Source organism: Henriciella aquimarina (assembly GCF_002088975.1).
Classification (GTDB): Bacteria; Pseudomonadota; Alphaproteobacteria; order Caulobacterales; family Hyphomonadaceae; genus Henriciella; species Henriciella aquimarina.
Genome location: NZ_NCST01000124.1, coordinates 23,936 through 37,474 on the forward strand (window position 1 = coordinate 23,936; position 13,539 = coordinate 37,474).

Genomic DNA, 13,539 nt, shown 5'->3' on the forward strand with positions numbered 1-13,539 from the left:
CCGCTGATCAGGCTTCGAAGAGGCCCTGCGCCTCGGCAATCGCATTGAGATCCCGCAAGGCATAGAGCAGGGCGGCCAGCCGCCAGTCCTGCTCGCATTCCTCGACTGTCGCCGCGATCGCGTCAGCCGTGGTGACCAGCCGGTCGCGCCATAGCGCATGGATGTCATTGACCGGGTTTTTCGCGCCTTTGCGGAAACTCAGCCATTCCAGATAGGAGGCTGTCACGCCGCCGGCATTGAACAGGATGTCGGGCCCGACCTGGATATCGCGGTTGCGGAGGATGTCATCGGCATCCGGGTTCACCGCGGCATTGGCGATTTCCAGAATGATACGGCAATTCAGGTCCGGCGCATTCCCGGCAGAGACTGTGTCGGAAATGGCGGCCAGGCAGAGAATGTCTGCATCTGTCGAGAGAATGGCGTCGGACTCGTCGGTATAATCGAGGGTTCCATCCGCCTTGGCCTCGCCGACCTCATCGATATCCAGCCCGTCTTCATCGCGGATCGTCCCCGTGCTGTCGGCCATGGCAACAATGCAGGCGCCTGCCTTCGCCGCACTTTCGGCGAATTGCAGGCCCGCCTTGCCGATCCCCTGCACGGCGATCCGGCAGCCATCGAGCTCGATCCCATAATCATCGGCCAGACGGTCCAGAACGACGACGGCCCCGCGGCCCGTGGCGCCCTTGCGCAGGGCCAGGCCGCCCATGTCCTCAGGCTTGCCGGTGATGGCACCGCGCGCGTCACCGTTGGCATAGTGTTCGAGGCCCGCCAGCATGGCTTCCATGTCTTCCGATGAGGTCGCGACATCTGGTGCGGCTACATCTTGATCGGGGCGCAGCATGTCTGAAAAAAGCTCGCCATAGGCTTCGGCGAGCTGGTAGCGTTCCTTGGTCGAGAGGCTGCCCGGTTCAATCTTGACGGCACCTTTCGCGCCGCCGAAGGGCAGGTCCAGAAGGGCGCACTTCAACGTCATCAGGAAGCCGAGGCGTTTGACCTCTTCCGACGACGTATTCGGCGCGAAACGGACACCACCCTTGGTCGGGCCTTTCAGCGCATTGTAGCGGCAGCGCCAGGCGCGAGCATACTGCAGCTTGCCGCTGTCGCGCTTGAGCGTCAGTTCCCGTTCGACAAGCTCATGCGGCAGGGACAGAAGCCGCCGGATAGGCTTGAGATCGGGATCGGCTTCGACAGCAAGATCCAGTCTGGATACGGATTGATCGAGTAAGCTGGTCATGATGGTCTTCCCGTCCAGCAACGCCGGACGGGAAGACCGGTTCCAGAAGCCTATTCGGCCGCGACAGTGCGCTCAGGCGAATGGAAGAAAAGCGCCTGTCCGATCGCTGCCTTTACGGTATTTTCCTGGAAAGGCTTGGGGATCAGATAGGTCGGCTCCGGACGCTCGCCGGTGAGCAGGCGTTCCGGGAAGGCCGTGATGAAGATGATCGGCACATCCAGCTCTTCGAGAATGTCATGCGCGGCATCGATGCCGGACGAATTGTCGGCCAGCTGAATGTCGCAGAGGACAAGGCCGGGTGGATTGGCCTTGGCCATTGCGACAGCCTCGGTATGCGTCGTGGCATTGCCGGTGACTTCATGGCCCAGTTCCTCGACCAGGCTCTCGAGATCTGCCGCGATGATCGGCTCGTCCTCGATGATCAGGACCTTGGTCGACAGGGTCGATTCAATATCCGTGTGCGCCTTCGCGATCAGTTCCTCGACTTGCTGCACCGTCTTGCCGAGGATCGTCGCGGCCTCACTGACCTGAAAACCCTCGAGGGCGGTCAGCAGGAAGGCCTGGCGCTCAACCGGAGCGAGCGCCTGAAGCCGGGTTTCGGGCGATGCCGACCCGCCATCGGGGCGTTCGAGACGTGCCCCTGTGCTGCCCCAGATCACATGAAAGAAGCGATACAGGGCCTGGCGCGGAGGCAGTTCCTCACTGACCTGGCTTGGATCTTCGGCAAGGGCAGTGAGCGATGCCCTGATGTAGGAGTCGCCGCTTTCCTGGCTGCCCGTCAGGGCACGCGCGTAACGGCGCAGGTACGGCAAATGCGGACCAAATTGCTCAACAAGACTCATTATTTCCCTCGCTGATTACATTACACCAATAACTTGTTCGCTTCAGAAAGGTTGCAAGGGGCTGCAGAAAAATTCCATCTCTTTGGAACTTTCTGCCTGAATCGGCTTTAATTGGCCAAACAAGTGACATTTGTTTGGGGATCCATGAGCTACAAAGCGACTAATATGAGTAAGGAATCCAAGCCGGATAAAGACATCGAGCGTTCGCGCAAGGTGCGCCAGAAGCGTATCGGTGATCAGCTTCGCCGGATTTATGATGACGTTACGAGTGAGCCCGTTCCGGATGAGTTCCTGAACCTGCTCGAGCAAGCCGACAAATCCAGCAAGAAATAGAGACTGTTTTGACCAAGCCGACCCTCGACGATCAGGCGTTCAAGACAGAACTCGCTGATCTCATTCCGCACCTCCGCGCATTTGCCCGCAGTCTCTGTGGCAATCCGACAGCGGCCGACGATCTTGCACAGGAAGCCATGCTGAAAGCGTGGAAGGCCCGTGAAAGCTATCAGGCGGGCACAAATCTGAAGGCTTGGGCCTTCACGATCCTGCGCAATCTTTTCTATTCGGAAAAGCGCCGCAGCTGGCGCCGTCAGCAGCTCGACCCCGAAGTGGCGGAAGCGACGCTGGTGGCCAATGACAATTCCTCTTCGGCGCTTGACCTTCTGGCGCTGCGGAACGGTCTGGGCTCCCTGCCGGAAGATCAGCGCGAGGCGCTTATTCTCGTCGGGGCCGGTGGTCTTTCCTATGAGGAAACCGCAGAAATCTGCGGCTGTGCCGTCGGCACGATCAAGAGCCGCGTCAGCCGTGCCCGCAAGGCACTTCTCGAAGTTCTCGAGAGCAATGAGGCGGGTTTCTCCGGTGATGACAAGCTGAGGGCGTCGGAAGCTTTCGACGACATCATGAGACAGGCTGACGAGCTATCGCGTGACATCCCGGCAGGCGCCTGAAACAACTGAAAAACCCAGACGGGGCTCATTGCGGCTGCGATTGCTTTTCACGATCGCAGCCGCCCTGACGCCTATTCTGATGTTTGCCGGCTTCCGGTCGTACCTCAACGCGCAGGATTCGTTGGCCGACCGCCGCAACGAACTGATCGAGATCGCGGACCGTGCGATTGACGAGATCGAGCAGATCCTCTCCACGGTCGACACCCTGCAACAGATCTACTTGCCGAATGTGGTGGATGGCGAGTGCCGGGGCGTTTTCGAAACCCTCTCGCCGCGCATTCCGCAGCTTTCAAATGTCGCTGCTTTCGACGCCGATGGCGAGGTTACATGTACCGCCCTTGGTGAGGCGAGCGGACAAGTGGCCCAGCCTGCGGCCTTTGCCGAGGTCAAGGCCGGGGCAACGACCGTGCGCACCGATGCCTTTTTCGGGCCGAGAAGCCAGACATGGCTGTTTTCGGTCCTGCGGCGGGTGGAGGATGAGAATGGCGAATTTGCCGGTGCCGTTGCCTTCCCGCTGAAGACAGACCAGCTCGTGCGTACCATCCGGCTGACCAATCTTCCGGAAGACGTGGAGCTCGCCCTGTCCGACGGGGATGGCCAGGTTTTCGGCAGTGCGCGTCTGGTCGGTGTCAGCCGTGACTGGATTGCCGAGTCGACCGGTGATGAGGATGGTGTCCTCTTTGTCTCGAACACCGAACGGATGGGATCGCTCGATATTGTCGTGCGCTCCATCGTCGATGACCGGATGTATGCGATCATTTCCCGGCCATCGCCAGGCCTGTTCAGTGAGTTCACGCTGGAACCGATCGAATCGGTCGGCATTCCGCTGCTGTCTTTCACCCTGGCCCTGATTGCGGCCTGGCTCGCCGTCGACGGGCTCGTCCTGAAATGGCTGGCCCGGTTGCGGCGTCTCGCCCTGATCTATGGGGAAGGGCACTATAATTTCCGCATCGGCAACGAGTTCGAGAACGCGCCCGATGAAATCTCGGACTTTGCCTACAGCTTCGACCGGATGGCCAACCGGATTTCGGAACGCGACGCGTCCCTGCGCGCGGCGATTGCCACGCGGGACGCCGCTGTGAAGGAAATTCACCACCGGGTGAAAAACAACCTCCAGATCGTGGCCAGCTTCCTCAATCTCCAGCGTCGTCAGGTGGCCGACCCGGCCGCACGGGAAGTGATTTCCGCCGCCCGCCACCGCATCGATGCCCTCTCCATTGTCCACCAGACGCTTTACCAGCATGAGCGGCTGGAAACGGTGCATATGCAGCCCTTCCTCGAAGCGCTTCTTTCGCACCTGGCCGGCGCGCTGGGCATGGATGAAACCGGGGTGCGCATCGACAGCGAGATCGACGAGATCGACCGTCCCGCCGACGACGCCATTCCCATCGCGCTGTTCATTCTCGAAGCGGTGACGAACGCCACCAAGTACGCTTTCGACGAAGATGGCGGGGTGATCACGGTCCGGCTGTACGAGGATGGTGACGACATCGTTCTGGATGTTATCGATGACGGCGCCGGGGCTGATTTCGAGGAAGAGGCCGACAGCTCGTCCACGGGCCTTGGCTCGCGTCTGATGTCCGCCTTCGCCAAGCAGCTGCGCGGCAAGATCGATATCACGTCAAAGCCCGGCGAAGGGTTTCATGTCGAGCTGCGTATGCCGAGCGATCCCCCGAAGAAGAAGACGACGAATTTCTAGGGCTGTTCGGCCATTGAAGCGACGTGCTTCTCGGGCTGGGCCAGTTCCGGTGCGAGAATGTGGGGCTTCTCCGGGACGAACCGGTCACCATGCAGCTTGTAGACGCTGACCTGGCATTGCCCGTTGGTGAGGTCGATCAGGTTGAAGCTGGCCGGGCTCGTGCGGATCCGCGTCGAGAGCGTCCCGGCCGAGACGGCGATATAGGCTTGATCCCTGTCATCGACGACCGTGACCGAGGGCGTATGGACGTGACCGGTCAGCAGGAAGCCGGCCGGGCTTTGTGCAAGCCGGCGGCTGGCGCGCCGGCCCCGGCGCGTGGCGGTCCGCATCGGCGCATCCGGCGGTGAGAGGAAAGGGTGGTGGCAGATCATGAAGACGGTCTTGCCTGCCCGTGCGGCGGCTTCGGTGCCGGCAATCGCATCTTCCAGGTCTTCCAGATTGACCGAGCCTTCCGCCCAGTTGCGCCGTGTCTGCCAGCCGCGTGAAGTATTGATGCCTGTCAGGATCGCGCCATCAAGCTCAACCGGGTCCGCCATGTCGCTGAAATAGCGCTCATGCCGCTCGAAGGGCGAGACGACACGCTCATAAAGATTGAGAAGCGGCGTATCGTGATTGCCGGGCACGACCAGTTTCGGCATGTCGAACCCGTCGAGCCAGTCGCGTGCGGCCTCGAATTCCGAGCGCTTGCCGCGCTGGGTCAGGTCGCCGCACACGGCCAGGGCATCGGGAACGATGCCATCAAGCGCGGCCTCGAAGGCTTCAAGCGCGACCGGGTTCTCGGTTCCGAAATGGATGTCTGCAAGCTGGATGAGTCTGGTCATTCACATTGGGCGGAAATGGCCCGCCCCGCTTTTGCAATACGATGAAATCTCGTGCCTGACTTAAGGCGGACCGGCTCTCCATCCAAGGTCACGCGCAGTTCATAGCCTCTCTGGTGGCTCAGCCGCACATCATTGACGTGCAGGGTCGTCACACCGGTCGCCTGGCGCCAGTCGGAGAAGAGGGCGCCCACGCCGGCCGCAACAAGTTCGATCGAATTGTCGGGATTGATATAGGCGAATTCGAAGTCCGACTGATCCTGCGGCCCCACGAAAATCGCGGCCGCGGTGGCATAGCCATCCTGCGGGCGGCCGTCGGAATCGGCTGCGGTAAAGGACATGCCGGTCGACATGTCGAGCATGTCGCTGCCGGACAGGCGTTCGATGGCTTCCAGGACGTGGCCCTCGCGCAGCGCTTCGCGCGGTCCGGCCAGGTCGGTCAGATTGCCGGCCATGGCCGCGACATAGAAACGCCGGTCTCCGGCACAGCCGGCGGGAACGTCGATCAGACGGCCTTCCGTCAAGCCGCGGCGCAGGCATTCGTCCCAGTCGCATGGGCCGCCATGGATCTGCTTGTGAAAGAGGTTCATCGTCCCGCCGGGCAGGGGCAGGATGGGCGGACCGTCTTCACCGGCCCGTTCCAGCGCACATGCCACGGTTCCATCACCGCCCCAGACGATGACTGCATCGGGTGCCGTTGCGAAACAGGCATCAATCGGCGTGCAGATATCCTCCTTGTCGAGCCAGGTGATCTCGCACGGCTCGCTCAGTTCGTCGAGCAGGGTGCGAAGTTTCTCCTCGGCGTCGGCCGGGACACTACCGGAACGCGGGTTGATCAGGACAGCAAGACTCATCGTTTGTCCCGCAAGGCGGCGATCAATTCATCCTTCGTCATGTCCGATCGTCCCTCAATATCCAGTTCTGCGGCCCGTTCGTACAGCTCATCCTTGGTCCAGTCTTCATAAGGCGGCGCCTTGCCACCCTTTTTGGAGGGATGCTGATTCGAGTTGGCCCGGGCATTGGCAATGCGGGCGGCCGTTTCCTTCGAATAGCCGTCATCCCGCAGGGCCTGATAGGTCTCGTCATCCTTGATGGATGCACCGTGATCCTTTGCCATATTGGTTATCTCCAATGCGCAAAATTACGTCAGAAAGAGAACGCCGCCACAGAAAAACCGTTCCGGGGCTGGGAACCGGCCATTCTTTGATGCGTAAATCCTCGCGATGGCACGGACACTAAGCACTCATAAACCAAACTATCATCCCGCGGTTGGCCCGCTCGGGGATCTTGGTGTGGTGTTCCGCAAGCTCGGCGGCCTTTCGAGGCTCGATGTGTTGTTTGCCGCCATCGGCATGTTCGGAATCGCCTTCTGGCGATGTCTGCTGACCGGCAAGCGAAAAGCCGTGAAAGCGTCGATGAAGCCGGCCGTCTATCTGCTGACATATATCCCGCAGGAAAAGCGCCAGGACCCGGCCTGAACAAGCCCGGCCATGGCTCTCAAGGGCGTTCACTTTCCATGAGTTTGCACATAAAAAACGCGGCCTCGTCAAAGGCCGCGTTTCTCGGAAATTTGTAGCAGTCAGCTCGCTCAGGAAGCGCCTGCTTCTTCTGCCGTTTCTTCAATCTCTTCACCGGTTGCCTCAACGTCCTGACCGGCACCTTCAACGGTGTTGCAAGCGGAGGTCATGAAGGCCAGAAGACCAAGACCGGCGATAAGCAGTGGGCTCTTTTTCATTGGTAAATCCTCTCTGTGTGAACAGGACAGACGTAACGCCGCCTGAGAGTCTTTGTTCCTGAAATTATTTGCGGAACCGTCGATCTCATTCCCCCGTTGTTGTGACATCGGCGAAAGGCCGAATAACAAATGCCAACTGGAAGGAGATCATCATGCTTGGTTGGGCACTTACATTCTTCGTCCTGGCGATCATTGCCGCAATCTTCGGGTTTGGCGGCATCGCTGGCGCCTCGGCCAGTATCGCCCAGATTCTGTTCTTCGTTTTCCTCGCACTGCTGGTGCTAAGCTTTGTGGCTCGCGCCATACGAGGCCGAAGCGTCCTATAGGGATCGTGACGGAACAATTCTGACGGGGTGGTCGTCTTCAGGCGCCACCCCGTTTGCACATCAAGGAGGATGTCCATGACGACCGAAACCAATGCTGGCCCCGCATCCGGAAGCCAGATCCTGATCATCATTCTCTCAATTTTGCTGCCGCCGCTCGGCGTTGCGCTTTCGCGCGGGATCGGCACGCAGTTCCTCATCAATATCCTGCTGACCATTCTCGGCTATGTGCCGGGTCTTGTTCATGCCATCTGGCTGGCGGCTCGACCGGCGCCCTGATGCCGAACCCTTGCCGAAATCGGCTGCTGGCGAGCAAAATTTTCATGCATTGATGACGAAATCGCCTTACGGCCCAGGCCAGCCTGATTGTCAGGCTGGCTTTTTTTGTGGTGTCACAGGCCTTAAGGAGATCGCATGAGCCTTTACCAGCCCCAATGCGTCGCGCCGACAAGTTGCCTGCTTGGACAGAGCCCTGTCTGGAGCCCTTCGGAAGGCCTGCTCTGGTGGGTCGATCCGAAACGCGCCAAGCTGCATCGCTACAATCCCAAAACGGGCAATGCCCGCCGTTATGACTTGCCGCTGAAGGCGAGCGTCATTGCCCTTGCCAGGGGCGAGCTTCTCATGGCAGGCGATCTCGAGATCGGGTTCTTCGACCCGGCGACGGAGGAATACACCCAGCTTGTCTTCCTCGAGGGGGAGCCAAGCGAAAACAAGATCAATGCGGGGGGAATCGCCCCCGATGCCAGCTTCTGGCTGGCAACGATGGATGGCGATGAAGCCGATGCGCGCAGCGCCTGGTACCGCCTGGCCCCGGATCGCGCGCTGGAGCGCCTCTCCCTGCCTACGGTCATTATTCCCTCAAGCGCCTGCTTCTCGCCCGATGGCGGGACGTTCTACACCTGCGATGTGACGGAGCAGGAGATCCATTCCTTCGATCATGACGGCAAACACGGCCTCAGCAACCGGCGCGTCTTCGCGACCACCAGTGCCGGGGCAGGCTATCCCGATGGCTCGGCTGTCGATTCCGAAGGGTGTCTCTGGAATGCCGAATGGGATGGCGGGCGGATCGTACGCTACCGTCCGGACGGGGCGGTGGACCGGGTCGTCAAACTGCCGACCGTGCGCCCGACCGGCTGCTGTTTCGGCGGCAAGGACCTGAAGACGCTCTACATCACGACCGCGCGGACCGGGCTGACCGCCTTCCAGATGGACGCCCAGCCCTTCGCTGGCAGCCTTTTTGCCATGGAAACAGAGGTCCCGGGCCTCGCGCCCATGGACTGGTCCGGGCGCTGATGGTTTAAGGGCTGGCTGCTTGTCGCGACGACTTCCTGCACCCACATGCCTTCACATTGTGCTCAATGCGGAGTATGGCGTTGCCGAATACGGGCAAGCCCGCTACACCCCCGACTTTCAGGATTTATTTGATGGCCGATAAGGACAAGAAGAAAAGCGTGGATCCGGTGACCTTCTTTCGTCAGGTCGAGGCTGAGGGCCGCAAGGTCACCTGGACCTCACCGAGCGAAACGGTTCAGGCCACGATCATGGTCGTCATCATGTCGATCATCGTCGCGCTGTTCCTCTTCCTGGCCGATCAGGTCATCGCTGTCGCGATCCGCTTGATCACGGGTCTCGGCGCATAGAATTTTCAAGGAGTGCCCCGCACATGGCCGAGGCCAAATGGTATATCGTTCACGCATATTCGAACTTCGAGAAGAAGGTCGCCCAGGCCATCCGCGATCAGGCGGAGCTGAAGCACCTGTCTGAGCTCATCGAAGAGATCGAGGTTCCAACCGAAGAAGTCGTCGAGGTTGTCCGCGGCAAGAAGAAGACCGTCGAGAAGCGCTACTTCCCGGGCTATGTCCTGATGAAGGCGCAGCTGACCGACGACGTCTATCACCTCGTGCGCGACACCCCGAAAGTCTCCGGTTTCCTCGGTGCGGAAGGCGGCAAGAAGCCGCTGCCGGTTCCGCAGCGCGAGGTCGAGCGTATTCTCGGGACGGCCGACGAGCCGGCGTCCGAACGCCCGCGTCCGCAGGTCTCCTTCGAGATCGGCGAACAGGTGCGCGTCAATGAAGGCGCCTTCCAGGGCTTCGAGGGCGGTGTCGAGGAAATCGACGAAGCCAATCACCGCCTCAAGGTCTCGGTCTCGATTTTCGGACGGGCCACGCCGGTCGATCTCGATTACGGCCAGGTCGACAAGATCAGCTGATTGGTCTCAGCCCGCCAGGTTCAGAAAGCCCTCCGGTTCGTCCGGAGGGCTTTTTTCTTGCCCGCCGTCTCAGTGTGCGGTGCGGATCCCGGCAATCAGCTTGGCGGTGACGGGGTCGTCGGCCGTGGTCTCGCCATCCAGGGCTGGTTTCAGCCGCCCGGCCATGGTCTTGCCGCGCTCCACGCCCCACTGGTCGAAGCTGTTCACGCCCCAGAGCACGCCGGCCAGATAGGTGCGGTGCTCGAACAGGGCGATCAGGCTGCCGAGACGGTAGGCATCCAGCACCGGCGCCTGGAAAAGCGTCGAGGGCCGCCCGCCGGCATGGACTTTCTGCGCGGCGATTTCCATCGGCAGTTCCGGCTCTTCGGCGCGCACCTCGTCCAGCGTGCGGCCATTGGCAAGCACCTCGGCCTGGGCCAGCGCGTGCGCGGTGAGGCCTGTCACCCCTTCGGTATCCTCGCGTGAGCCGGGGGCGAGGATGAATTCGGCCGGCATGACGGTTGGGCTTTGGTGCAGCCACTGATGGTAGGAGTGCTGACCGATCGTGCCTTCGCCGCCCCAGAGCAGCGGGGTCGTCGCCAGATCGACGGCCTCGCCATCCGGGCCGACCGATTTGCCGTTCGATTCCATTTCGAGCTGCTGCAGATAGGCCGGCAGCAGGCGCAGGCGCCGCGAATAGGCGAGCAAGGCGCGCGCGCCAAACCCCATGAAAGAGCTGTTCCAGTAGTCGAGCAGGGCGAGGCGCACAGCCAGGTTCTCGCCAAGCGGAGCGCTGGCCACATGCGCATCCATATCGGCGGCGCCCTGGCGGAAGTCCGCCATGACATCGCTTTTCAGCGCGATGGAGCAGGCGACAGAGCCGGCCGACCAGATCGAATAGCGCCCGCCAATCGTTTCCGGCAGGTCGAGGATGAGGCCGTCGGCGCCGTCGAGCCAGGCCTTGGCGCGTGGCGGGTTGGCGGTCACGAGCACGAAATGCTGGGCCCAGCCGTCGCCGACAGACGCCTTCAGCCAGGTGCGGGCGCGCCCAAGATTGTAGAGGGTTTCTTCGGTGCCGAAGGATTTCGACACGCCGACCACCAGGGTTTCGGCCGGGTCGAGGCCGTCCACGGCCAGGCTCAGGTCAAGCGGATCGAGATTGGCGCAGTAGCGCAGCTCCATCCCGGCATGGCGCTTGTCGTGAAACGCGTCCGCGATCAGGCGTGGGCCGAAGTCCGAGCCGCCAATCCCGATATGCACGATCGCCTTGAAGGGTTTGCCGGCAGAGCTGGTCTTCTCGCCCCTGGCGATCTGCTCGGCCAGCACCTCGGCATCGAGGGCCGTCTGGCGCACCGCTTTCGTCGACTCGTGCGTCGGTGCTGGCGCGCGAAGGGCCCAGTGCAGGGCGGCCCGGCCTTCCGACGGGTTAACGATAGCCGCATCGAACAGCCGCTCGATGGCGCCGGCCAGGTCCTTCCTTGCGGCCGTCTCGGCCAGCTCGGCTTCGGTGTCGGCATCGAGATAGTGTCGGGTCAGGTCCACTGACCAGCCGGGGGCATCAAGCGCGGGCCGGTCGGTGCGGGCCTTGCTCAGGTCCTGCAGGGAAGCGGCTTTCAGCCGGTCGGCATGGTGTTTCAGAGCCATGTTGGACGCCTCGTGTGGCTTCAGGAACGGTAGAAGACAGCAAGCGCCTTACCGGCAGCCTTGCGCATCTGTGAAACAGGATGCGCCGGATTGGCCGACTCGAAAACGGATTTTTTCCGGTCGCCAGACAGAAGCAGGATGATGCTGCGTGCGCGGGCAACGACCGGATAGGTGAGCGTCATGCGTTCGGTCACCGGACCGGTCACTTTCGATTTCGGCGCGTTGATAGGGGCCACAGACAGGATGTTGCCCGGATCGGTGGCCGCGCCCAGCCCCTTGGCATTGGCGAACCAGGAGAGGGTATGGCCATCCTGGCCCATGCCGAGCACCAGGACATCGATGACATTGGACGGGCCGCCATAGATCTTTTCCAGCTCGGTCTCTGCGCCGAAGGCGGTCTCGCTGTCGGTCTTCATCGGCAGGAAGGGGGCCTTGGCGGCCTTGTTCTGCAGCAGTGTCGAGCGCACCAAGGCGGCATTGGACTCATCGTGGGTTTCGTCCACCCAGCGTTCGTCAGCCAGGCCGACGGTGATGTTGGCCCAGTCGAGATCGACGGCTGACAGCGACTCGTAGATGGGGCCCGGCGTCGATCCGCCAGAGCAGAAGAGCGTTGCCTTGCCGCGCCGTGACAGGGCGTCTGCCAGGCGGGCTTCGATCCAGTCGGCGGCTTCGGTTTCAAAGGTCTCTTTGTTGCCGAAAGCGTGGAATTCCATTGCGCTAGCCATGAAAGTGCAGGGACACGTGGGGCCCTGTCCTGTCAAGAGTGCAGCATCGGCCTGCGCGTCAATTGCTATGGAAGCTTGAAAGCTCGCGCGCGCGTGTGTATGTCGCCCGCTTCAACGGGAATCAAAGGCCCGCTGTATGAGGAACATAAGTTTGTCCGGCGGGCCGGACAGTTAGCTAAGAGGAAGCCATCTATGGCCAAGGCAAAGTTTGAGCGGAGCAAGCCGCACGTAAACATTGGTACGATTGGACACGTTGACCACGGCAAGACGACGCTGACGGCGGCGATCACGCTGGTGCTTCACGAGAGCTGGGGCGGTGAGTCGAAGTCGTATGAGGACATCGACAACGCGCCGGAAGAGAAGGCACGCGGGATCACGATCAACACCGCGCACGTGGAGTATGAGACCGAAGCGCGCCACTATGCGCACGTCGACTGCCCGGGCCACGCCGACTATGTGAAGAACATGATCACGGGTGCCGCGCAGATGGATGGGGCGATCCTGGTTGTGAACGCGGCTGACGGCCCGATGCCGCAGACGCGCGAGCACCTTCTGCTGGCGCGCCAGGTTGGCGTTCCGGCGATCGTGGTGTTCCTGAACAAGGTCGACCAGGTCGACGATCCGGAGCTTCTGGAACTGGTCGAGATGGAAGTCCGCGAGCTGCTCAACGAGTACGACTTCCCGGGCGACGAGATCCCGATCATTGCCGGGTCTGCGCTGGCGGCGGTCGAAGGCCGTGACGAGGAGATCGGCAAGAACAAGGTCCTGGAGCTGATGGCGGCTGTGGATGAGTACATCCCGACCCCTGAGCGTCCGCTGGACAAGCCGTTCCTGATGCCGGTGGAAGACGTGTTCTCCATTTCGGGCCGCGGGACGGTTGTGACGGGCCGCGTCGAGACGGGCATCATCAAGGTTGGTGACGAAGTCGAGATCGTGGGTATCCGCGACACGCAGAAGACGACGGTGACGGGCGTGGAAATGTTCCGCAAGCTGCTCGACCAGGGTCAGGCCGGCGACAATATCGGCGCGCTGATCCGCGGCATCGACCGTGAAGGCGTGGAGCGCGGCCAGGTTCTCTGCAAGCCGGGTTCGATCACGCCGCACGCGAAGTTCGAGGCCGAGGCCTACATCCTGACGAAGGAAGAGGGTGGCCGTCACACGCCGTTCTTCACGAACTATCGTCCGCAATTCTACTTCCGGACGACGGACGTGACGGGTGTTGTCACGCTTCCGGCGGACAAGGAAATGGTTCTTCCGGGCGACAACGTCAAAATGGACGTCGAGCTGATCACGCCGATCGCGATGGACCAGGGCCTGCGCTTCGCCATCCGCGAAGGCGGCCGTACCGTCGGCGCCGGCGTCGTCTCGGCGGTGAAAGAGTAAGACA

18 protein-coding genes are annotated in these 13,539 nt (G+C 61.5%); 10 read left to right on the forward strand and 8 right to left on the reverse strand.

Annotated elements, in window-relative coordinates; all coding sequences use genetic code 11:
* Nucleotides 1-7 precede the first annotated feature (7 nt).
* Together B8784_RS19570 and B8784_RS19575 are read right to left on the reverse strand one after the other, a co-directional pair.
* The gene (locus tag B8784_RS19570; RefSeq protein WP_084399781.1) at nt 8-1,234 is read right to left on the reverse strand and encodes a Glu/Leu/Phe/Val family dehydrogenase; all 1,227 of its coding nucleotides are present in this window, start codon (nt 1,232-1,234) and stop codon (nt 8-10) included.
* Between the two features lie 50 nt (nt 1,235-1,284).
* Nucleotides 1,285-2,076 carry a response regulator gene (locus B8784_RS19575; protein WP_084399782.1) on the reverse strand — a complete coding sequence of 264 codons (792 nt, stop codon included), beginning with the start codon at nt 2,074-2,076 and terminating at the stop codon, nt 1,285-1,287.
* A gap of 165 nt (nt 2,077-2,241) precedes the next feature.
* Between B8784_RS19575 and B8784_RS21450 the strand changes: the two genes are divergently transcribed.
* From B8784_RS21450 to B8784_RS19585, 3 genes are read left to right on the forward strand one after another with little or no spacing between them, the layout of a single operon-like run.
* Nucleotides 2,242-2,409, forward strand: a complete 168-nt coding sequence (locus tag B8784_RS21450; RefSeq protein ID WP_233356254.1) for a NepR family anti-sigma factor — start codon at nt 2,242-2,244, stop codon at nt 2,407-2,409.
* Nucleotides 2,410-2,417: 8 nt separating this feature from the next.
* Nucleotides 2,418-3,020 (forward strand): sigma-70 family RNA polymerase sigma factor, encoded by a 603-nt coding sequence (locus B8784_RS19580; RefSeq protein ID WP_084399783.1) that lies wholly within the window; start codon nt 2,418-2,420, stop codon nt 3,018-3,020.
* A gap of 40 nt (nt 3,021-3,060) precedes the next feature.
* On the forward strand, nt 3,061-4,719 hold the full coding sequence (locus B8784_RS19585; RefSeq protein WP_084399784.1) for a sensor histidine kinase: 1,659 nt from the start codon (nt 3,061-3,063) through the stop codon (nt 4,717-4,719).
* On the opposite strand, the gene B8784_RS19590 is transcribed toward B8784_RS19585, so the two are convergent.
* The 3 genes from B8784_RS19590 to B8784_RS19600 are packed head-to-tail and all read right to left on the reverse strand — an operon-like array spanning nt 4,716 to nt 6,654.
* Nucleotides 4,716-5,540: a metallophosphoesterase family protein gene (locus B8784_RS19590; protein ID WP_084399785.1), complete on the reverse strand. Its 825-nt coding sequence runs from the start codon at nt 5,538-5,540 to the stop codon at nt 4,716-4,718. The genes B8784_RS19585 and B8784_RS19590 overlap by 4 nt on opposite strands.
* Complete coding sequence (locus B8784_RS19595) at nt 5,537-6,391, reverse strand: diacylglycerol/lipid kinase family protein (RefSeq protein WP_084399786.1); 855 nt, start codon at nt 6,389-6,391, stop codon at nt 5,537-5,539. Before B8784_RS19595 ends, B8784_RS19590 begins: the two co-directional genes overlap by 4 nt.
* A complete protein-coding gene (locus B8784_RS19600; protein WP_084399787.1) occupies nt 6,388-6,654 on the reverse strand; it encodes a DUF7218 family protein in 267 nt (88 codons plus the stop codon). The genes B8784_RS19595 and B8784_RS19600 overlap by 4 nt, the downstream gene beginning before the upstream one ends.
* Before the next feature lie 106 nt (nt 6,655-6,760).
* On the opposite strand from B8784_RS19600, the gene B8784_RS19605 reads away from it, so the two are divergent.
* Nucleotides 6,761-7,015, forward strand: coding sequence for a hypothetical protein (locus B8784_RS19605; RefSeq protein WP_143435640.1), 255 nt, complete (start codon nt 6,761-6,763; stop codon nt 7,013-7,015).
* Nucleotides 7,016-7,125: 110 nt separating this feature from the next.
* Here B8784_RS19605 and B8784_RS19610 read toward each other — a convergent pair whose 3' ends face one another.
* Nucleotides 7,126-7,272, reverse strand: a complete 147-nt coding sequence (locus B8784_RS19610; RefSeq protein ID WP_084399789.1) for an entericidin A/B family lipoprotein — start codon at nt 7,270-7,272, stop codon at nt 7,126-7,128.
* Between the two features lie 152 nt (nt 7,273-7,424).
* Between B8784_RS19610 and B8784_RS19615 the strand changes: the two genes are divergently transcribed.
* From B8784_RS19615 to nusG, 5 genes are all read left to right on the forward strand, one after another.
* The gene (locus B8784_RS19615; RefSeq protein WP_084399790.1) at nt 7,425-7,598 is read left to right on the forward strand and encodes a DUF1328 domain-containing protein; all 174 of its coding nucleotides are present in this window, start codon (nt 7,425-7,427) and stop codon (nt 7,596-7,598) included.
* 75 nt (nt 7,599-7,673) lie between these two features.
* A complete protein-coding gene (locus tag B8784_RS19620; protein ID WP_084399791.1) occupies nt 7,674-7,874 on the forward strand; it encodes a YqaE/Pmp3 family membrane protein in 201 nt (66 codons plus the stop codon).
* Nucleotides 7,875-8,009: 135 nt separating this feature from the next.
* A complete protein-coding gene (locus tag B8784_RS19625; protein WP_084399792.1) occupies nt 8,010-8,888 on the forward strand; it encodes an SMP-30/gluconolactonase/LRE family protein in 879 nt (292 codons plus the stop codon).
* Between the two features lie 131 nt (nt 8,889-9,019).
* Nucleotides 9,020-9,235, forward strand: a complete 216-nt coding sequence (gene secE, locus B8784_RS19630) for a preprotein translocase subunit SecE (protein WP_084399793.1) — start codon at nt 9,020-9,022, stop codon at nt 9,233-9,235.
* A gap of 23 nt (nt 9,236-9,258) precedes the next feature.
* Nucleotides 9,259-9,804, forward strand: a complete 546-nt coding sequence (gene nusG / locus B8784_RS19635; RefSeq protein WP_084399794.1) for a transcription termination/antitermination protein NusG — start codon at nt 9,259-9,261, stop codon at nt 9,802-9,804.
* 69 nt (nt 9,805-9,873) lie between these two features.
* Here nusG and pgi read toward each other — a convergent pair whose 3' ends face one another.
* Together pgi and pgl are read right to left on the reverse strand one after the other, a co-directional pair.
* Nucleotides 9,874-11,427, reverse strand: a complete 1,554-nt coding sequence (gene pgi, locus B8784_RS19640; protein ID WP_084399795.1) for a glucose-6-phosphate isomerase — start codon at nt 11,425-11,427, stop codon at nt 9,874-9,876.
* A gap of 20 nt (nt 11,428-11,447) precedes the next feature.
* Complete coding sequence (gene pgl / locus B8784_RS19645) at nt 11,448-12,140, reverse strand: 6-phosphogluconolactonase (protein ID WP_158085755.1); 693 nt, start codon at nt 12,138-12,140, stop codon at nt 11,448-11,450.
* Nucleotides 12,141-12,344: 204 nt separating this feature from the next.
* On the opposite strand from pgl, the gene tuf reads away from it, so the two are divergent.
* Nucleotides 12,345-13,535, forward strand: a complete 1,191-nt coding sequence (tuf, locus tag B8784_RS19650) for an elongation factor Tu (protein ID WP_084398400.1) — start codon at nt 12,345-12,347, stop codon at nt 13,533-13,535.
* Nucleotides 13,536-13,539: the final 4 nt, after the last annotated feature.

Bases quoted from the DNA above. Each gene is read 5' to 3' on its own strand.
- B8784_RS19575 (WP_084399782.1), bottom strand. From the start codon at position 2,076: ATGAGTCTTGTTGAGCAATTTGGTCCGCATTTGCCGTACCTGCGCCGT.
- B8784_RS19605 (WP_143435640.1), top strand. From the start codon at position 6,761: ATGGCACGGACACTAAGCACTCATAAACCAAACTATCATCCCGCGGTT.
- B8784_RS19600 (WP_084399787.1), bottom strand. From the start codon at position 6,654: ATGGCAAAGGATCACGGTGCATCCATCAAGGATGACGAGACCTATCAG.
- B8784_RS19615 (WP_084399790.1), top strand. From the start codon at position 7,425: ATGCTTGGTTGGGCACTTACATTCTTCGTCCTGGCGATCATTGCCGCA.
- B8784_RS21450 (WP_233356254.1), top strand. From the start codon at position 2,242: ATGAGTAAGGAATCCAAGCCGGATAAAGACATCGAGCGTTCGCGCAAG.
- pgl (WP_158085755.1), bottom strand. From the start codon at position 12,140: ATGGAATTCCACGCTTTCGGCAACAAAGAGACCTTTGAAACCGAAGCC.
- B8784_RS19595 (WP_084399786.1), bottom strand. From the start codon at position 6,391: ATGAGTCTTGCTGTCCTGATCAACCCGCGTTCCGGTAGTGTCCCGGCC.
- B8784_RS19590 (WP_084399785.1), bottom strand. From the start codon at position 5,540: ATGACCAGACTCATCCAGCTTGCAGACATCCATTTCGGAACCGAGAAC.
- B8784_RS19610 (WP_084399789.1), bottom strand. From the start codon at position 7,272: ATGAAAAAGAGCCCACTGCTTATCGCCGGTCTTGGTCTTCTGGCCTTC.
- secE (WP_084399793.1), top strand. From the start codon at position 9,020: ATGGCCGATAAGGACAAGAAGAAAAGCGTGGATCCGGTGACCTTCTTT.
- B8784_RS19620 (WP_084399791.1), top strand. From the start codon at position 7,674: ATGACGACCGAAACCAATGCTGGCCCCGCATCCGGAAGCCAGATCCTG.
- pgi (WP_084399795.1), bottom strand. From the start codon at position 11,427: ATGGCTCTGAAACACCATGCCGACCGGCTGAAAGCCGCTTCCCTGCAG.
- B8784_RS19570 (WP_084399781.1), bottom strand. From the start codon at position 1,234: ATGACCAGCTTACTCGATCAATCCGTATCCAGACTGGATCTTGCTGTC.
- tuf (WP_084398400.1), top strand. From the start codon at position 12,345: ATGGCCAAGGCAAAGTTTGAGCGGAGCAAGCCGCACGTAAACATTGGT.
- B8784_RS19625 (WP_084399792.1), top strand. From the start codon at position 8,010: ATGAGCCTTTACCAGCCCCAATGCGTCGCGCCGACAAGTTGCCTGCTT.
- nusG (WP_084399794.1), top strand. From the start codon at position 9,259: ATGGCCGAGGCCAAATGGTATATCGTTCACGCATATTCGAACTTCGAG.